Origin of the sequence: Streptomyces solincola (genome assembly GCF_002982015.1) — a bacterium.
GTDB classification, from domain to species: Bacteria; Actinomycetota; Actinomycetes; order Streptomycetales; family Streptomycetaceae; genus Streptomyces; species Streptomyces solincola.
On sequence record NZ_PVLV01000159.1, the window covers coordinates 1 to 17,739 of the forward strand.

A 17,739-nucleotide genomic window follows, 5' to 3' on the forward strand; every position below is an offset into this window, starting at 1 on the left:
CCGCCGCCGCGACCACCCCACCCCGGCATGCCGAAGCGGCACCCGGATTCGGGTGCCGCTTTCTTCCTACTGCCGCGTCAGAGGGCGGGGGCCGCCGTGTCGGCGGCGCCGGGGAGTCCGGCGTCCGGGGTGACCGGCCAGGTCATCCGGATCACGCCGCCGCTCTCGCCGGCGGAGACCTCCACGTCGTCCACCAGCCCGCTGATGACGGCGAGGCCCATCTGGTCCTCGCCCTCCGCGTCGTCGAAGCCGGTGTCCGGGGCAGCGGTACGGGTGCCGGGCACCCCGGCGGCGTCCGCCGCGGCCACCCCCGCGCCGGGCACCCCGTCACCGACCTCGATCGAGAAGGTCTTCTCCTCCTCGGTGAGCCGCACCCGTACGGGTTCCGTCACGTCGTTGCTGCGGTGCAGGCCGACCGCGCGCGAGCAGGCCTCGCCGACCGCGAGGCGGACCTCGTCCAGTACGGCTTCGTCGACTCCGGCGCGACGCGCCACCGCGGCCGCCACCAACCGGGCGGTCCTGACGTGTTCGGGCTGAGCGCTGAAGCGGAGTTCAACGGTGGCCATACGGTCCCCCTCGGGCGTGCGAGTGTGCTCTCAGCGGACCGGGCTGGATGCCCGGTACCCCTGCCCATTCCCAGATTCCCGGCCGTTCCTTCAGCTGTACGCGCGCCCACCGCCCGCACACGTGTGCGTAGGAGCGCGCGTACACCCGAACGTACCGCCGGCGGGGACCGGATCGATCACCACCGGCCCCGGTCGGCACGTCCGCCGGACCGGGGACCGGCGGACGTGCCCTGCCGCGCTTCCGGACGACGCGGTCGCCGACCATGGCGCCGGAGAGTGCGCGCCGGGCGGATCCACGCGCCCGGCAGGCACTCGGCGGCCGGCCCGACAAGACGACCCGGCCGTACGCGTCAGTCGGGCGCGTCGGCCCCGCGTCAGTCCGTCGCCGCGACCGCTTCGTCGACCGTGGTGTGGATCGGGAAGACCTTCGTCAGTCCGGTGATCCGGAAGATCTTGAGAATGCGCTCCTGGTTGCAGACCAGACGCAGCGAGCCCTCATGCGCACGCACGCGCTTCAGGCCACCCACCAGAACGCCGAGACCGGTCGAGTCGAGGAAGTCCACGCCTTCCATGTCGACGACCAGGTGGTAGCTGCCGTCGTTCACCAACTCGACCAACTGCTCGCGCAGCTTCGGCGCGGTATACACATCAATCTCGCCACCGACCTCGACGACCGTGCGGTCGCCGCCAGGGCCGGACACATTGCGAGTCGACAGGGACAGGTCCACGAGTCCTCCAGCACCTTGCTATCGAGCGGTCGGCCCCTCGGTCTCCGGGACGGAGCCGGAGGGCGGATCGCCAGCCGCGATGGCATTCAATCACTTACCAACAGGCGTGCACGACGCCTTGGGCCCATTGTCCGTCACGCCGGTGACACACTCGGTGCCGATGGCCATGAATCAGCGCCCCAGTCGACCCGCCGGGACCCGGGACCTTCGTCCCTCCCCCGGCGAGGTCCTCGACCGGCTCACCGCAGGGGTGAACCGGGCTACGCGCATCACTCATACGGAGCACCTGCCCCCGCGAACGGGCAGGCATGCCGTGTGGCCGGACCGGGTCCGCCCCGAAGTGATCGCCGCCATCCGCGACTGCGGGATCGAGCACCCCTGGGCCCACCAGGCGGAAGCCGCCGGGCTCGCGCTGGACGGACGGTCCGTGGTGATCGCGACCGGCACCGCCTCCGGCAAGTCACTGGCCTACCTGGCGCCCGTGCTGTCCACGCTGCTGGACGGCTCCGAGGCGGCCAACGGGCGGGGGGCGACCGCGCTGTACCTCTCCCCCACCAAGGCGCTCGCCGCCGACCAGCGCCGCTCGGTCCGCTCGCTGGCCGCCCCGCTGGGCAACCGGATCCGGCCCGCCGTGTACGACGGGGACACGCCCGTGGAGGAACGCGAGTGGGTCCGCCAGTACGCGAACTACGTGCTCACCAACCCCGACATGCTGCACCGGGGCATCCTCCCCGCCCATCCCCGCTGGTCCTCCTTCCTGCGCGCCCTGCGCTACGTGGTGATCGACGAGTGCCACACCTACCGCGGCGTCTTCGGCTCACACGTCGCCCAGGTGCTACGGCGGCTGCGCCGGGTGTGCGAGCGGTACGGCTCCTCTCCGGTCTTCCTGCTGGCCTCCGCCACCTCCGCCGAGCCCGGCGGGTCGGCCGGCCGGCTGACCGGACTGCCGGTCACCGAGGTGGCCGACGACGCCTCGCCCCGCGGTGAGCTGGTCTTCGCCCTCTGGGAGCCCCCGCTCACCGAACTGGAGGGCGAGCAGGGCGCACCGGTACGCCGGACCGCGACCGCCGAGACCGCCGACCTGCTCACCGACCTGACCGTCCAGGGCGTCCGCTCGGTGGCGTTCGTGCGCTCGCGGCGCGGGGCGGAGCTGATCTCCGTCATCGCCAAGGAGCGCCTGGCCGAGGTGGACCGGTCGCTACCGCCGCGGGTGGCCGCCTACCGGGGCGGCTACCTCCCCGAGGAGCGCCGGGCCCTGGAGCGCGCCCTGCACTCCGGCGAGCTGCTGGGCCTGGCCGCCACCACCGCCCTGGAGCTGGGCATCGACGTGTCGGGGCTGGACGCCGTGGTGATCGCCGGCTACCCGGGCACCCGGGCCTCGCTGTGGCAGCAGGCCGGCCGGGCCGGGCGCTCCGGCCAGGGCGCCCTGGCCGTGCTGGTGGCCCGGGACGACCCGCTGGACACCTTCCTGGTGCACCACCCCGAGGCGCTGTTCCGCCGCCCGGTCGAGTCGACCGTGCTGGACCCGGACAACCCCTACGTCCTCGCCCCCCATCTGTGCGCGGCCGCGGCCGAGTTGCCGCTGACCGAGACCGACCTGGAGCTGTTCGGCCCGGAGACGGCCGCCCTGCTGCCCCAGCTCGAAGCGGCGGGCCTGCTGCGGCGGCGGTCCTCCGGCTGGTACTGGACCCGGCGGGAGCGCGCCGCCGACCTGGCCGACATCCGCGGCGCTGGCGGCAGCCCGGTGCAGATCGTCGAGTCCGGTACGGGGCGGCTGCTCGGCACCGTCGACGAGGCGGCCTCGCACGCCTCGGTCCACGAGGGCGCGGTGCACCTGCACATGGGCAGCACCTATCTGGTGCGGCGGCTGGACCTGAAGGAGTCCGTCGCCCTGGTGGAGGAGGCCAGTCCGCCGTACTCCACCACCGCCCGCGACACCACGGCCATCTCCGTGCTGGAGACCGACACCGAGATCCCCTGGGGGGCCGGCCGGCTCTGCTACGGCTCGGTCGAGGTGACCAACCAGGTCGTCTCCTTCCTGCGCCGCCGGCTGATCACGGGTGAGGTGCTCGGCGAGACCAAGCTGGACCTGCCGCCCCGCACCCTGCGCACCCGCGCCGTGTGGTGGACCGTCACCGAGGACCAGCTCGACGCCGCCCGGGTGAACCCGGAACAGCTGGGCGGCGCTCTGCACGCCGCGGAACACGCCTCCATCGGCCTCCTTCCGCTCTTCGCCACCTGCGACCGGTGGGACATCGGCGGGGTGTCGGTGCCGCTGCACCCGGACACCCTGCTGCCGACCGTCTTCGTGTACGACGGGCACCCGGGCGGCGCCGGCTTCGCCGAACGGGCCTTCCGCACCGCCCGCGAGTGGCTGACCGCGACCCGTGACGCCATCGCCTCCTGCGAGTGCGACGCCGGCTGCCCCTCCTGCATCCAGTCCCCCAAGTGCGGCAACGGCAACGACCCCCTGCACAAGCGCGGCGCCGTCCGCCTCCTCACCGAACTCCTCCGCGGAGCCCCCGAGGACCTGCCGGAGGAGTCGGCGGACACCGGGAGCCGGTAGCAGCCGGGAGGCTCGGCGGCCTCAGGGCCCGCCGATAGCCCCCGGGGCCGGGGCGGCGCGGGCCGGCGGTCCGGCGCGGGACCTGACCATGGGGGCGTACGGTCCGAACCGCGCCCGGACCTCCACCTCGGCGACCTCGCCGTGCAGGACGCACCGGGCGAGCTCAGTGCCCTGGGCCCGGGCGATCCTGCCGGCCGCGGCGCACGCCTCGGCGGGACCGCGCAGTGCCCGGTCGGCCGCCGCGAGGGCTGCCAGGTCCGCCGCGCCGCCGGCCCGGTGCTTGGCGGCGACGGCCTGCCCGAGGGCCAGCACCACGGCGAAGACCGCGCACAGCGCGGTGGCTGTCAGCGCCGTCCACACCGTGGCCGAACCGCGGTCGCGGTCGCGGCGGGCGCAGCCCACGGTCACGGCGGCACCCCCATCGAGTCCTCGGCCAGCGCGGCGGCCTGCGCGCTGAGGGTCACCGCGGGAAAGTCGGGGCCCGGGGCCGGCGCCCACACCCGTACCCGCCACAGGTCGTCCGTCCGGCGCACCGTCACCCGGGCGTTTCGCGGGGCCGCCGATCGGGCGGCGGCCTCGACCGCCGCCGGCGACTCGGACCGGGCCGCCGCCCTCGCACCGGCGCGGGCCGCGTCCACGCACTGGATCTTGGCGGCGACCGCGGCGAGCGTCCACACCAGGGCCATCGTGAAGAGCGCCATCACCGGCAGGACGACGGCCGCCTCGGCGGTGACGAACCCCCGGTCGCCGGCGGCACGGCCCCTGCCGCGGCCATACGCCGACGCGCCCGACGGCCCCGCACGGCTTTCGCCCGACCGCTCAGAAGGAGGCATCGAGGGCCCTGCCGATCACCGACTGAAGGCCGCTGGACACGACGTCACTGTTCACGATCTTGTAGAGCACGGCCGCGAAGCCGCAGGCGGCGATCGTGCCCATCGCGTACTCGGACGTCGTCATCCCTTGGTCCTGCCGCAGCCGCTGCCTCAGGAACAGCCGCAGCCGGCGATGCGGGGACGGTCGTCGCCGGGCCGTCGCGGTCCGGCTCTCCCGCATGGTCGTCGTCTCCATGGTCTCCACCTCCGTGAGTCGTCGTGCCGCAGCGCGGTCACGCATCCTGTGTGTCGGTCTGAAATCCGTACGGTGTTCCGCGGTTCGCACCGCTGCTTCCGCATGGGTTCGCGGTGCTGTTCCTCGGGCCGCTGTGTCGGCGGGGGCCGAGGGGCCGCGATCACAGCAGGGCGCTCGCCAGGCCGATGACGACCGGCGCCACCCCGACCGCGAGGAACGCGGGGAGGAAGCACAGGCCCACCGGGGCCGTGATCAGGACCTGCGCCCGTCGCCCACGGGCTTCCGCGGCTCGGGCCTGTTCGGCGCGGAGTGCCGTCGCCAGCCTGGCGACCGCCTCGGCGGCCGGCGCGCCCGAGGCGCCGGCGCGTTCCAGGCAGCGGGCCAGCGGACGGGCGCCGCGCAGCTCGCCGAAGCGGCCCCACACCTCGGCGGGCTCGCCGCCCAGGCGCAGCTCGGCCGCCGCCCGGGCGAGCCGCCGGGCCGCCGGACCGTCCAGTGACGCGCCGACTGCCGCCGCTGCCTCCTGGGGGCTCGCCCCGGCGGCGAGACAGGACGCCAGCAGGTCGGCCACAAGCGGCAGTTGGCGTGCGCCGGCCTCCTCCTCCGCCGCGCCGGGCGGCCGGGGGCGCCGCTGCCGTCGCCGCACCCCGTAGGCGGCCGCCGCCCCCGCGGCGCAGCCGGGCAGTCCGCCGACCAGCGCCCAGGCGGTGAGCGCCGCGCCCAGGGGCGCCACCCAGTCGCGTACCGCCCGCCGGCGCGAAGGTGAATCGGCGTGCCACCGACCAGCGGCTGCCGCCCGGCCGGGGGGACGCCCGGGGGTCGTTCCGGTCAGTGCGGCCAGCCGGCGCCGCACCTGGTGGCGACGGCGGTGGGCGGCGAAGCTCCACCATGCCCAGATTGCCCCGGCCAGCACCGCCACGCCCGTGCCGAGCCCGTCCACAGTGGCCCTCACGGCGACTGCGCCCCGCGCACCAGCCGGGCGGCCCACCACAGTCCGGCGGCTTCCAGGGCACCGCCCGTCACGAGGCAGACCAGGCCCGCCGGGGTGTGCAGCAGGACCCGCAGCGGGTCGGCTCCCAGGGCCCAGCCCATGGCCAGACCCGCCGCGGGCAGTACGGCGAGCAGGGTGGCCGTCGCCCAGGCGCCCGCCAGTTGGGCGCGCAGCCGCTCCTGCTGGTCGCGGTGCTCGCGCAGTGCGGTCTCCAGGCGGTCCAGTCCGGCGGCCATGCCCGCTCCGCCGTCGACGGCCACCTGCCAGCAGGCGGCCACCCCGGCCAGTCCGCCGGCACCGTCCGTGCGGGCCGCCCGGCGCAGGGCCTCCGGCACGTCGCCGCCGAACCGGGCGGCGGCCAGCACCGCCGCCTGCTCGGGGCCGAGCGCCTCCGCCGACCGGGCCGCCCAGCGCAGGGCGGCAGCCGGCTGCGAGCCCGCGCGCAGCTCACCGGCGATCGCGGCGCACACGGCGACCACCGCGTCGGCCCGCCGCCGCTCCTGCTCCGCCCGCTCCCTGGCCCGTAACCGCCTGCCGACCAGCGGCACGGCGACGGCGCCGGCGATGAGGGGGACGGGGGACGCACCGGCCGCTGCCACGATCGCGCCGGCCGGCAGGCACAGCCACTGCGGTCGCGCCTTCAGGGCCAGCCACCAGCGCCGCCACTGCTCCGTCCACGGCCGGTCCGGCGCAGACGCCGCCGGGCCGGCCGTGCCGGGGCCGGCGAAGAGCAGCACCGCCCGTCGCCGTCCGCGGGCCCGGTCCAGCGCCAGCCAGGCGGCGGCGACGGCGCACATCGCGGCGCACACCGTCCGTCCCACCGCCCCGCCGTCCAGGTCCGCCAGGCCGGCCCCGGCGAGGAGCGCGAGGCCCGCCCCGTCGATCTGCGCGGTCACCATGCCGTACCTCCGAGCAGCGTCCGCAGGCGCTCCCAGCCGCGCTCGTGCCGGAAGCCGCCGACGTCCCAGCTCAGCGCTGGCACGGTGGCGACCAGGCCTCGGCGGTCCCGCTCCAGGACGTGCAGCTCGGCGACGCGCCGCCGCCCGTCCCGGTCGCGCACCAGGTGCAGCACGACCGCGAGTCCCGCCGCCAGTTGGCTGTGCAGGGCCGCGCGGTCCAGGCCCGCCGCCATGCCCAGGGCCTCAAGCCGGGCAGGCACGTCGGCCGCGGTGTTGGCGTGCACCGTGCCGCAGCCGCCCTCGTGCCCGGTATTGAGCGCGGCCAGCAGATCCACCGCCTCGGGGCCGCGGACCTCGCCCACCACCAGCCGGTCCGGCCGCATGCGCAGCGCCTGGCGCACCAGGTCCCGCAGGGTGACGAGCCCGGCGCCCTCCTGGTTCGGCGGCCGGGCCTCCAGGCGCACCACATGGGGATGGGCGGGCCGCAACTCCGCGGAGTCCTCGGCCAGCACGATCCGCTCACGCTCGCCGACCAGGCCGAGCAGGCAGGCCAGCAGTGTGGTCTTGCCCGATCCCGTACCGCCGCTCACCAGGAAGGAGATCCGGGCGTCGATCAGCGCCCGCAAGTAGCGCTCGCCGCCAGGCGGCACCGTGCCGGCGGCCGTCAGCTCGGCGAGGCTGAACGCCCGGGGGCGCACCACCCGCAGCGACAGGCAGGTCGAGTCCACCGCCACCGGCGGCAGCACCGCGTGCATCCTGGTGCCGTCCGGCAGCCGGGCGTCGACCCAGGGCCGGGCGTCGTCCAGCCGCCGGCCGGCCGCTCCGGCCAGCCGCTGGGCCAGCCTGCGGACGGCCGCCGCGTCGGGGAAGACCACGGGTGACAGCTCCAGGCCCGCACCCCGGTCCACCCAGACCCGGTCCGGCGCCGACACCAGCACATCGGTGACGGCCGGGTCGACGAGCAGCGGTTCCAGCGGCCCCGTGCCGACCAGTTCGCACCGCAACTGCTCGGCGGCGCCCAGCACCTCCGTGTCGCCGAGCAGCTTGCCCTGGGCCCGCAGCGCGGCCGCCACCCCCGCCGGTGTGGGGTCCGCCCCGCTCTCCACCAGCCGCCGGCGCACCGCCTCCAGCAAGGCCGTCGTCATGAGACCGCCTCCGCGGGCAGGGCACGCTCCCAGAAGGCCGAGGCGAAGCGTCCGAGCGGGCCGCGCGGGCTCTCGCCGGGGACCTCTCCCGCGTCCAGGGCGGCCGGCAGGCCGGGCTCGAGGGGCACTTCGCCGGCGAGCGGCAGCCCGAGGGCGCCGGCGATCCACTCCTCGTCCACCCCCGCCGCGTACGGTCCGCGCACCACGACGCGCAGGTCGCGGACGACCATCCCGGCCAGCGAGGCGACCCGCCGTGCGCCGGCGACGGCCCGCAGGCCCCCGGACACCATGAGCAGCGCCAGATCCAGGTGGGCCAGCGCCTCGGCCGCCGCGTCGTCGATCCGCCGGGGCAGGTCCACGACCACCACGCCGCCGCGCCGCCGGGCGGCCGCCAGCACCGACCGCATCGCCTCGGGTGCGATGGCCACCGCGTCGCCGCGGTCCCAGCTCAGCAGCCGCAGCCCGCGCAGGGCCGGCAGCGACTCCTCCAGCGCGCCGGCGGCCACCCGGCCCTTGGAGGCGGCGAAGTCCGGCCAGCGCAGTCCTTCCGCCTGTTCACCGCCGAGCAGTACGTCGAGTCCGCCGCCCAGCGGGTCGGCGTCCACCAGTATGGTGCGCCTGCCCTCGCGGGCGGCGGTGACCGCCAGGGCGCAGGCCAGCGTGGACGCTCCGGCGCCCCCGCTGCCGCCGATCACCCCGACCGTCAGGGCCCGGCTTCCCGCGCCCTCCGCCACGTCAGCGATCCGGTCCACCAACCAGCCTTCGGCGTCGGGCAGCCGCAGGACGCAGTCCGCCCCGATCTCCACGGCACGGCGCCAGACCGCGGGGTCGTTCTCCTGGCCGGCGTCCCGGCCGACCAGCAGGACGCCGCTGCGGCGGGTGGCGCCGCGGCAGCGTGCGGCGGCATCGTCCCCGACCAGGATCAGCGGCGCCGCGTCCCAGCTCGCCCGCCGCTCGGGGAGCGAGTGGTAGACCTCCGGATGGACGCCCGCGGCGGCGCACAGCCGGAGCAGGTCGTCGAGCAGTCCGGCGTCCTCGGTCACGATCAGCGGGCCGGCCCGTCGCCCTCCCGCGGCCGTGTTCTGCTCGGCCGCCATGGTCCCCGTCATGGTGTCCCCCTTCGTCGTGCTTCCTCTCGCTCCCGCGCTCCGCTGGTGCGAGTGCGGGGTGCGCGGAAGCGTCCGGTGCGGCATGAGCGGCGGCCCGGATCCGGAAGGAGATCAGCCATTCCCCGGGGCTCGGACTTCGCCGCGGGATTCAGCGTGCACGGCGACCGGGAATTGAGTGGATCTTGGTGAATAACTGTGGACAACTCACCTGTTGTGAATATCCCCGTCGCCCATACCAGCGACTTCCCCAGCGCCACCCGATCGCTACACTGAGTGACGAAGGACGTCGTCGGGCACATCCGTGCCCGCAGTGCGAGAGGGGTCACCGATGCGTGGTCCACAGCGGCCGTGCCCGGCCCACATGTGCCCGGACATGCGACGACCCCCGCCGGGGGGGAGAGCGGGGGTCGTCTCTCCGGCCGACTCGGGGGGGGAGGAGCCGGTCCGGGTTAGCACGGTCGCGAACGATCCGTGACTTCCATGGTGTACCCGAGAGCCTTCTCAGGCAAACCCACACGCCCCAGCGTACGCCGAATGGCGGGCACCTATGCTCAGAGCCGTGGAAAACCACTCCTCACCCCGCACCGCGGCGTTCTTCGACCTGGACAAGACGGTCATTGCGAAGTCGTCGACGCTGACCTTCAGCAAGTCCTTCTACCAGGGCGGCCTGATCAACCGCAGGGCCGTCCTGCGGACCGCCTACATCCAGTTCGTGTTCCTGGCCGGCGGCGCCGACCACGAGCAGATGGAGCGCATGCGCGCGTACCTCTCCGCACTCTGCAAGGGCTGGGACGTCCGGCAGGTGAAGGAGCTGGTCGCCGAGACGCTGCACGACCTCATCGACCCGATCATCTACGACGAGGCAGCCTCCCTCATCGAGGAGCACCACGCCGCCGGCCGCGACGTCGTGATCGTCTCCACCTCCGGCGCCGAGGTGGTCGAGCCCATCGGCGCGCTGCTCGGCGCGGACCGCGTGGTGGCCACCCGCATGGTCGTCGGCGAGGACGGCCGCTTCACCGGCGAGGTGGAGTACTACGCGTACGGCCCGACGAAGGCGGAGGCCGTCCGCGAGCTGGCCGAGGCCGAGGGGTACGACCTGGCGCGTTGCTACGCCTACAGCGACTCGGCCACCGACCTGCCGATGCTGGAGGCCGTCGGCCACCCGTACGCGGTCAACCCCGACCGCGCCCTGCGGCGGGCGGCCACGGCGCGGGACTGGCCCGTCCTGGTCTTCAACCGCCCGGTGCGCCTCAAGCAGCGGCTGCCCGCCTTCCGGATGCCGCCGCGACCGGCGCTCGTCGTCGCCGCGGCCGCCGTGAGCGCGGCGGCCGCCACCGCGGGCCTGGTCTGGTACGCCGCGAGACGGCGGCAGTCCGCCTAGAAAGGGTCCCGAGACGGGATCCGAGACAAGATTCGAGACGGGATCCGAGACGGGCTTCCGGGCGCGAGCGGGCCAGGGACGACGCCCTGATCGGGAAGGCGCCCGAACCAGGGGCGAAACCGGGTCAAGCCCGCCGGAAGGCCGAAACCGGAGCCAGGGGTTTCGCATCGGGCGGGACGGGAGTACAAAGGAACTAACGGCCCGCGAGACCAAGGACATCCGAGAGGATCACCTGTTGAGCAAGAAGGCCCCACGGACCGAACAGCACGGAAACTGAGCACCCACGCGACGTCGACCCGTCGATTACGGGCCAGCCGCACCAGGCCACGGGCGAAGCACCCGGCCTGATGGGCACATATCGAGGACGCTTGGTAACTCGGCGGACGTGCCAGCGGCGGTACCGGTCACCGGTACCGCCGCACCCCTTCTCGTCTCCGTTTCCGCCGCCGCGACGCGCTGCCTCCGCTTCCGCGTTGGCGCCGCGCTGCCCCCGCTTCCGCGTCCGCGGCGCGCGTCTCCGTGTCCGCCCCCGCGCCGCTCCGGCTCAGGCCGCGCCGCGCTGAAGCGCCTCGCAGACCGCGGTGGACTCCCGCACGCCCAGCTCGACGGCCCGGCCGCAGTGGGCGATCCAGGCGGCCATCCCGTCCGGAGTGCCCGACAGATACCCCTCGAACGCGGCCACGTACGCCGCGCGGCCCTGCTCGGCGTGCCCGACCTCGGCCGGGCAGATGGCTTTCGGGTCCAGACCGCTGCCGATCAGCACGATCCGCTCCGCGGTTCGCGCCACCAGTCCGTTGCGGGTGGCGAAGGGGCGCAGCGCGAGCAGCTCGCCGTGCACCACCGCGGCGGTGACCAGGGCGGGCGCCTCGCCACCGGCGACGATCAGCCCGGACAGGCCCTCCAGCCGGCCGGCCATCTCGGCGGCGTCCGGCAGCGGGGCCTCGATCAGCGGCTCCTCGACGCCCTCCCCCGCCTGACGGGGACGCCCGATGGCGCCGGAAGCCGGCCCGGAGGCCGGGGCGCCGGCCGCGGAGTCGGCGGCGGCCACCAGGTGCAGCCGCGCCAGCACCCGAAGCGGCGACTGCCGCCAGATGGAGAGCAGTTGACCGGCCTCGGCACCCAGCCGCAGGGCCGCGCCGACCGTGCGCGCCTCCGGATCGCCGCCGAAGTCGGTGCGCCGGCGCACCTCCTCCAGGGCCCAGTCCGCGCCGGACAGCGCCGCCGAGGCCCGCGCGCCGCGCAGGGCCGCCTCCGAGGTCACCTCGTGGCTGCGGCGGCGCATCACCCGGTGGCCGTAGACGCGGTCCACGGCCGTGCGTACCGAGTCCACGGCCTCCGGGACACCGGGCAGGGACGCCAGGGCGGCCAGCGGGTCAGCGGCGTTCGTACTCATAGCCAGCGAGGCTACGCGCCCGCCCGCGGCGCTCCGCACCGCCCGGCCCGACAGTGGCGTTCCTCATACCGGATGACGAGCGGATGTTGGGCGCGGAACCGGCGATCGACCGCAAAGCGCACGCGCAGCGCTACGGAGCGCTACCCTTTTTGAACATGAAGATCGCTTTCGTGGGCAAGGGCGGCAGTGGCAAGACCACGCTCTCCTCGCTCTTCATCCGCCACCTCGCAGCCGCGGGCGCGCCGGTCGTCGCGGTGGACGCCGACATCAACCAGCACCTGGGGGTCGCGCTCGGCCTCGACGAGGCCGCGGCGGCCGCCCTGCCGGCCATGGGCGCGCACCTGCCGCTCATCAAGGACTACCTGCGCGGCGCCAACCCCCGTATCGCCTCCGCCGACGCGATGATCAAGACCACCCCGCCCGGCGAGGGGTCGCGGCTGCTGCGGGTGGGCGAGGACAATCCCGTCTTCGCGGCCTGCGCCCGGCCCGTACGACTGGACGGCGGCGAGGTCACCCTGATGGCGACGGGGCCGTTCACCGAGTCGGACCTGGGGGTGGCCTGCTACCACTCGAAGGTCGGCGCGGTGGAGCTGTGCCTGAACCACCTGGTCGACGGGGCGGACGAGTACGTGGTGGTGGACATGACGGCGGGCTCGGACTCGTTCGCGTCCGGCATGTTCACCCGCTTCGACATGACGTTCCTCGTCGCCGAGCCGACCCGCAAGGGCGTCTCCGTCTACCGGCAGTACAAGGAGTACGCCCGGGACTACGGCGTCGCGCTGCGGGTCGTGGGCAACAAGGTGCAGGGCCCGGACGACGTCGAGTTCCTGCGCGAGGAGGTGGGTGACGACCTGCTGGTGACGGTCGGCCAGTCGGACTGGGTGCGGGCCATGGAGAAGGGCCGCTCCGCGCCGTTCGCCCTGCTGGCGGAGGCGGACCGGCGTGCACTGGGCGCCCTGCGCAAGGCCGCGGACGGCTCGTACCGCACCCGCGACTGGGAGCGGTACACCCGGCAGATGGTCCACTTCCACCTGCGGAACGCCGAGAGCTGGGGCAACGCGCGGACCGGGACCGACCTGGCGGCGCAGGTCGACCCCGGCTTCGTCCTGCACGAGGGGCTGCGGACCGGCCCCGGGCAGCCCGGCGCGTTCGCGCCCGCAGCGGCGGGCGCGGGTGCCACCCAGCACGTCTGACCGGGCAGGACACACCCTTCCGCCGGCGCAGCCGTGACGGAGACAGCCGAGCTGCCGAGGCGCCGGGCCAGCCGAGAAGCCGAGGCCGCCGAGAAGCCGAAACAGCCGAGAAGCCGAGGCCGCCTAAGCAGCCGGGCCCGGCCCGCGGATCGCGGGCCGGGCCGTCCGGCTTCCGTGGCTTGTCAGGTGGCCGACGCGGGCTTGGCGGAGGGCGTGGCGGGCGAGGACGGGCGGGCCGAGGAGGCGGGCTGGGCGGCGAGGAACGCCGGCCAGCCCGCCTTCGGGGCCTCACCGACCTTCAGCGTGCGCAGCTTGGCCAACTGGGCCGGGTCCTGCGCGTCCAGCCAGTCGGCGAGCTGGCGGAACGACACGCACCGCACGTCGGTCTTGCCGCAGACCTTGGCGATGGTCTCCTCGATGGCCCGCATGTACGTCTGGCCGTTCCACGACTCGAAGTGGTTGCCGATCACCAGGGGCGCGCGGTTGCCGTCGTACGCCCGGTCGAACGCCTCCAGCATCCCGTCGCGGAACTGGTCGCCCCACTCCTGGTGCATCGAGGGGTCGCCCTTGGTGGTGCCCGACTGGTTCACCATGAAGTTGTAGTCCATGGAGAGCGTCTCGAAGCTGCGCCCGGGGATCGGGATCATCTGGAGCGACAGGTCCCACAGACCGTGGTCCTTTCCGGGCCACACCTGGTTGTTGACGCCGCTGGTGTCGTACCGCCAGCCGAGGTCGCTGGCCGCCTGCACGAAGTTCTTGCGGCCCTCCAGGCACGGCGTGCGGGCCCCGATGAGCTCCTTGTCGTAGTCGAACGGCAGCGGGCTCTCCGCGCCCAGGCCGGCGTTGGTCTTCCACTTCTTCACGAACGCCTTGGCCTGCGTGATCTCGCTCTTCCAGTCCTCCACGGACCAGGTGCCGACTCCGCTCTCCGGGCCGCAGAAGTGGCCGTTGAAGTGGGTGCCGATCTCGTTGCCCTCCTGCCAGGCGCCCCGCAACTCCCGCACCGTGGCACGGATGCCCTCGGTGTCGTTGAAGCCGATGTCGGAACGGCCGGGGGAATGGCCGGGCGGGTCGTAGAGGGTGGACTTGTCCTCCGGCAGCAGGTACACGCCGCTGAGGAAGTACGTCATGGTCGCGCCGTGCTTCTTGCCGACCTTGCGGAAGTGCGAGAACAGCTTCTGGCTGTCCTCGCCCGCGCCGTCCCAGGAGAACACCACGAACTGGGGCGGCTTCTGACCGGGAGCCAGGCGCTCCGGCTTGCGCAGCCCCGGCTGGGCGCCGGTGAAGGCGGTCGAGCCGTCACCGATCAGCCGTACGACGTTCTTGGGCGGCGCGGCCTTCCTCGGCCCCGCCGCGCCTTCGGTGGCGGTGCCGCCGAGGGCGCTGCAGCCGGCCAGGCCGGCGGTCAGCGCCACGACGGCAGCGCCGACAGTGATCCTCTTCGTGGCGGCCATGGTCCGCCCACCCTTCTTGGTCCAGGGGGTCTGCGAGCGCCGTCACCGTCACACCCGGACCGATGAAAGGAAGATACGACAAGCCGTACTAGGCGTACTAATCACTGCATCGGGTGAAAGATCGCTCGATATGCCTCGAATATATTGGCGGAGTCTTTACTCTCCATTACTGTCAATTTACGCAGAGTTTGCACTGTCCCCCGTGTCCTGGACCGGCATGGGAGATCCCACAGCACGACGACCGATCGCTCCTGACGCACCGATCAGGGACGGGCGAGCGGTCGACTGCCCATCAGCGCCCGCGCCGACCCGGAGGAGACGGACTCATGACCGCCTGCATCCCGGCACGGACCGACCGCATCGGACGGCCCGTGCCCGCCTCTTCCCGCCTCCGGGGCCATGGCCATCGCCTCCGACGGGCGTACGGCGCCGGGGGCGGCCGGCAGGACGGCCGGCCGCCGCGCGCGGAGCGCCCGCCCGAGGGAGGCGGCCGCTTCCCCGCGCCGCGCGGCCGCTTCCCGGTGCGAGGCGTGGACGTGTCCGCATCCATCGCGGTCTTCCTCATCGCCCTGCCGCTCTCCCTCGGCATCGCCCTCGCCACCAGCGCGCCGCTCCAGGCCGGCCTGGTCGCCGCGGCCGTCGGCGGGCTGGTGGCCGGCCGGTTCGGCGGGTCGCCCCTCCAGGTCAGCGGCCCCGCGGCCGGACTGACGCTGGTCACCGCCGATCTGATCCAGCGCTACGGCTGGCGCACCACCTGCGCCATCACGGTGCTGGCCGGACTCGCCCAGATCTGCCTGTCGGCACTGCGGGTCGCCCGCTCGGCGCTCGCCGTGTCACCGGCGATCGTGCACGGCATGCTGGCCGGAATCGGTGTCACCATCGCCCTCGCCCAGCTCCACGTGGTGCTCGGCGGCACACCGCAGAGCTCGGCCGTCGCCAACGTCGCGCAGCTTCCAGCCCAGTTGGCCGACCTGCACCCGGCGGCCCTCTCGGTCAGCGTGGTGACCATCGCCGTGCTGCTGCTGTGGCCGCGCCTCGGCGGCCGGATCGGCCGCGTCCTGCGCAAGGCCCCGGCCGCACTGGCCGCGGTGGCGGCGGCCACCCTGCTCGTGGTGCTCGCCGGGATCGCCGTGCCCCGGGTGGACCTGCCCTCCTGGTCCAACCACGCCCTTCCGGGGCTGCCGGAAGGGCCCGTGCTCGGCATCGCGACCGGCGTCCTGGCCATCACCCTGGTCACCAGCGTCCAGTCGCTGCTGTCCGCGGTCGCCGTGGACAAGCTGGTCGCCGCTCGCCCCGACCCGGCCACCCATGTCCCGCGCTCCGACCTCGACCGGGAGCTCGCCGGCCAGGGCGCGGCCAACATCGTCTCCGGGGCCCTCGGCGGACTGCCGGTCGCCGGCGTCGCCGTGCGCAGCGTGGCCAACGTGTCGGCGGGCGCCGTCAGCCGGCACTCCACGATGCTGCACGGGTTGTGGGTCGTGCTGGCCGCGCTCGTCCTGGTCCCCGTGCTGGACCTCATCCCGCTGCCGGCGCTCGCCGCGCTCGTCATGGTCATCGGCGTGCAGATGGTCAGCTTCGCCCGCATCCGCAACGTCACCCGCCACCGCGAGGTGCCGGTGTACGCGGTGACGGTCGCCGGAGTCGTCCTCGTCGGAATCCTGGAGGGCGTGGCGATCGGCATCCTCGTCGCCGGCGGACTGGCCATGCGCCGGTTGGCCAGGACCCGGGTCACCCACGAGACGCAGGACGGCGTCGAGCGGGTACGGGTGCGGGGGCAGCTCACCTTCCTCGCCGTGCCCCGGCTGAGCCGTGCCCTGCACCAGGTCCCGCACGGAGCGCGGGTCGTGGTCGAGCTGGACGGCTCCTTCATGGACCACGCCGCCTACGAGGCCCTCCAGGACTGGCAGACCGCCCACACCGCCCGGGGCGGCCAGGTGGAGATGACCGGACGGGCCGGGGCGCGGATCGCTGAACCGGCGGGGCGGCGGGCCACCTGCTGCCGGCCGTGGACGCCATGGCGCAACCACCACTGCGGTGCGCACCCGGCGTCCGAGCCCGACCGGGGCGCGGGCGGCTACCAACTGGCCAGCGGTCTGCGCTCGTTCCAGCGGAACACCGCCCCGCTGGTGCGCGAGGAGCTGGCGAAGCTGGCCCGGGAGGGCCAACGGCCCTCGCAGCTCTTCCTCACCTGCTCGGACTCCCGCCTGGTCACCAGCATGATCACGGCGAGCGGACCGGGCGACCTGTTCACCGTGCGCAACGTGGGCAACCTCGTCCCGCCGCCCGGCCGGGAGACCGGGGACGACTCGGTCGCCGCCGCGATCGAATACGCGGTGGACGTCCTGCGGGTGCGGTCGATCACCGTGTGCGGCCACTCCGGCTGCGGCGCCATGCAGGCCCTGCTCGACGGACACGGCGCCGCCCCGGACGCGCCGGCGAGCCAGGACCGGGGCGCGCTGGACCAAGACCAGGACCAGAACCGGGACGGCCTGGGCCAGGACCAGGGCGAGGACACGGCAGACCGTGACCGGGACACGCCCTTGCGGCGCTGGCTGCGGCATGGAGCGCCCAGTCTCGACCGGCTGCGGGACGACCGGCGGGCCGGCGTCCACATCGCGGGCCGCCCGCCGGCGGACGCGGTCGAACGACTCAGCCTCACCAACGTGGTGCAGCAGTTGGAGCACCTGCGGGCCCACCCCTCGGTGGCCGCCCGCCTCGCCGCGGGCACCCTGGAGCTGCACGGGCTCTACTTCCACGTGGCAGAGGCCCAGGCGTACCTCCTCACCGACCCCCCGGCCGCCGAACCGGACATCGAGCCGACTCCCGAACCAGCCGTCGGGCCGGCTGCCGAGCCGGACATCGGGTCGGCCGCCGAACCAGCCCTCGCCCCGGACATCGACCCGGACATCGAGGGGACGGGGAGCGCCCACCCGACCGCCGGACCGGCCGGCAGGCCCGCCACCTCGTCGACCGCCGAGCCCACCGGTCGGCCCGCACAGCCGACCGCTCGGCCCACCGGTCGGCCCGGACTGCGGGCTCCCGAGCCCGCCGGCGGGCTGACGGTGGCCCCGGACGGCCTGGCGGTGGCCGCCTCCGCCCGGACGGCCGACTCGGTCGCGGCGGTGAGTCGGCGAACGCGAGGCGCGGAGCTGGTGTTCACCCGGGTGGCCGCCGTCGCACCGGCCTCCGGGGCGGCCACGGAGACTCCGGCGCCGGCCCCCGTCGCCGCCGTGGCCGCCATGGCCC

General features: G+C 74.6%; 14 protein-coding genes and 1 pseudogene. 4 read left to right on the forward strand and 11 right to left on the reverse strand.

Annotated elements, in window-relative coordinates; genetic code table 11:
- Positions 1-77 precede the first annotated feature (77 nt).
- Positions 78-566, reverse strand: a complete 489-nt coding sequence (locus C6N75_RS12310) for an ATP-binding protein (RefSeq protein ID WP_105868917.1) — start codon at positions 564-566, stop codon at positions 78-80.
- Between the two features lie 374 nt (positions 567-940).
- On the reverse strand, positions 941-1,294 hold the full coding sequence (locus C6N75_RS12315) for an STAS domain-containing protein (protein ID WP_003967428.1): 354 nt from the start codon (positions 1,292-1,294) through the stop codon (positions 941-943).
- A gap of 79 nt (positions 1,295-1,373) precedes the next feature.
- Between C6N75_RS12315 and C6N75_RS12320 the strand changes: the two genes are divergently transcribed.
- The gene (locus tag C6N75_RS12320; RefSeq protein WP_105868918.1) at positions 1,374-3,860 is read left to right on the forward strand and encodes a DEAD/DEAH box helicase; all 2,487 of its coding nucleotides are present in this window, start codon (positions 1,374-1,376) and stop codon (positions 3,858-3,860) included.
- Between the two features lie 21 nt (positions 3,861-3,881).
- On the opposite strand, the gene C6N75_RS12325 is transcribed toward C6N75_RS12320, so the two are convergent.
- From C6N75_RS12325 to ssd, 7 genes are all read right to left on the reverse strand, one after another.
- Positions 3,882-4,268, reverse strand: coding sequence for an Rv3654c family TadE-like protein (locus C6N75_RS12325; protein WP_258177373.1), 387 nt, complete (start codon positions 4,266-4,268; stop codon positions 3,882-3,884).
- On the reverse strand, positions 4,265-4,561 hold the full coding sequence (locus C6N75_RS12330; protein WP_322888049.1) for a TadE family type IV pilus minor pilin: 297 nt from the start codon (positions 4,559-4,561) through the stop codon (positions 4,265-4,267). Before C6N75_RS12330 ends, C6N75_RS12325 begins: the two co-directional genes overlap by 4 nt.
- Positions 4,562-4,679: 118 nt before the next feature.
- Positions 4,680-4,928 (reverse strand): DUF4244 domain-containing protein, encoded by a 249-nt coding sequence (locus tag C6N75_RS12335; protein ID WP_105868929.1) that lies wholly within the window; start codon positions 4,926-4,928, stop codon positions 4,680-4,682.
- Positions 4,929-5,088: 160 nt separating this feature from the next.
- Positions 5,089-5,880: a type II secretion system F family protein gene (locus C6N75_RS12340; RefSeq protein WP_258177374.1), complete on the reverse strand. Its 792-nt coding sequence runs from the start codon at positions 5,878-5,880 to the stop codon at positions 5,089-5,091.
- On the reverse strand, positions 5,877-6,716 hold the full coding sequence (locus C6N75_RS12345) for a type II secretion system F family protein (RefSeq protein WP_258177376.1): 840 nt from the start codon (positions 6,714-6,716) through the stop codon (positions 5,877-5,879). The genes C6N75_RS12340 and C6N75_RS12345 overlap by 4 nt, the downstream gene beginning before the upstream one ends.
- 95 nt (positions 6,717-6,811) lie before the next feature.
- Positions 6,812-7,963 (reverse strand): TadA family conjugal transfer-associated ATPase, encoded by a 1,152-nt coding sequence (locus C6N75_RS12350; RefSeq protein WP_105868922.1) that lies wholly within the window; start codon positions 7,961-7,963, stop codon positions 6,812-6,814.
- Positions 7,960-9,072, reverse strand: coding sequence for a septum site-determining protein Ssd (ssd, locus tag C6N75_RS12355; protein WP_105868923.1), 1,113 nt, complete (start codon positions 9,070-9,072; stop codon positions 7,960-7,962). The genes C6N75_RS12350 and ssd overlap by 4 nt, the downstream gene beginning before the upstream one ends.
- A 547-nt stretch (positions 9,073-9,619) precedes the next feature.
- Here ssd and C6N75_RS12360 point away from each other — a divergent pair.
- The gene (locus C6N75_RS12360) at positions 9,620-10,453 is read left to right on the forward strand and encodes an HAD family hydrolase (protein WP_105868924.1); all 834 of its coding nucleotides are present in this window, start codon (positions 9,620-9,622) and stop codon (positions 10,451-10,453) included.
- Between the two features lie 544 nt (positions 10,454-10,997).
- Here C6N75_RS12360 and C6N75_RS12365 read toward each other — a convergent pair.
- The gene (locus tag C6N75_RS12365; protein ID WP_105868925.1) at positions 10,998-11,846 is read right to left on the reverse strand and encodes a Fic family protein; all 849 of its coding nucleotides are present in this window, start codon (positions 11,844-11,846) and stop codon (positions 10,998-11,000) included.
- Positions 11,847-12,001: 155 nt separating this feature from the next.
- Between C6N75_RS12365 and C6N75_RS12370 the strand changes: the two genes are divergently transcribed.
- Entirely contained in the window at positions 12,002-13,039 is a 1,038-nt protein-coding gene (locus C6N75_RS12370) for an ATP-binding protein (protein ID WP_107503744.1), read from the forward strand.
- 182 nt (positions 13,040-13,221) lie between these two features.
- On the opposite strand, the gene C6N75_RS12375 is transcribed toward C6N75_RS12370, so the two are convergent.
- The gene (locus C6N75_RS12375; RefSeq protein WP_105868926.1) at positions 13,222-14,493 is read right to left on the reverse strand and encodes a polysaccharide deacetylase family protein; all 1,272 of its coding nucleotides are present in this window, start codon (positions 14,491-14,493) and stop codon (positions 13,222-13,224) included.
- Between the two features lie 326 nt (positions 14,494-14,819).
- On the opposite strand from C6N75_RS12375, the pseudogene C6N75_RS12380 reads away from it, so the two are divergent.
- Positions 14,820-17,348: pseudogene (locus C6N75_RS12380) on the forward strand (bifunctional SulP family inorganic anion transporter/carbonic anhydrase); the annotation flags it as partial.
- Positions 17,349-17,739 lie beyond the last annotated feature (391 nt).

What these genes read in the sequence shown, in the direction of transcription:
- C6N75_RS12310 (WP_105868917.1), bottom strand. Translation starts at nt 566, where the DNA reads ATGGCCACCGTTGAACTCCGCTTCAGCGCTCAGCCCGAACACGTCAGG.
- C6N75_RS12320 (WP_105868918.1), top strand. Translation starts at nt 1,374, where the DNA reads ATGGCATTCAATCACTTACCAACAGGCGTGCACGACGCCTTGGGCCCA.
- C6N75_RS12330 (WP_322888049.1), bottom strand. Translation starts at nt 4,561, where the DNA reads ATGGCGCTCTTCACGATGGCCCTGGTGTGGACGCTCGCCGCGGTCGCC.
- C6N75_RS12335 (WP_105868929.1), bottom strand. Translation starts at nt 4,928, where the DNA reads ATGGAGACGACGACCATGCGGGAGAGCCGGACCGCGACGGCCCGGCGA.
- C6N75_RS12345 (WP_258177376.1), bottom strand. Translation starts at nt 6,716, where the DNA reads ATGTGCGCCGTCGCCGCCGCCTGGCTGGCGCTGGACCGGGCCCGCGGA.
- C6N75_RS12350 (WP_105868922.1), bottom strand. Translation starts at nt 7,963, where the DNA reads ATGACGACGGCCTTGCTGGAGGCGGTGCGCCGGCGGCTGGTGGAGAGC.
- ssd (WP_105868923.1), bottom strand. Translation starts at nt 9,072, where the DNA reads ATGACGGGGACCATGGCGGCCGAGCAGAACACGGCCGCGGGAGGGCGA.
- C6N75_RS12360 (WP_105868924.1), top strand. Translation starts at nt 9,620, where the DNA reads ATGCTCAGAGCCGTGGAAAACCACTCCTCACCCCGCACCGCGGCGTTC.
- C6N75_RS12365 (WP_105868925.1), bottom strand. Translation starts at nt 11,846, where the DNA reads ATGAGTACGAACGCCGCTGACCCGCTGGCCGCCCTGGCGTCCCTGCCC.
- C6N75_RS12370 (WP_107503744.1), top strand. Translation starts at nt 12,002, where the DNA reads ATGAAGATCGCTTTCGTGGGCAAGGGCGGCAGTGGCAAGACCACGCTC.
- C6N75_RS12375 (WP_105868926.1), bottom strand. Translation starts at nt 14,493, where the DNA reads ATGGCCGCCACGAAGAGGATCACTGTCGGCGCTGCCGTCGTGGCGCTG.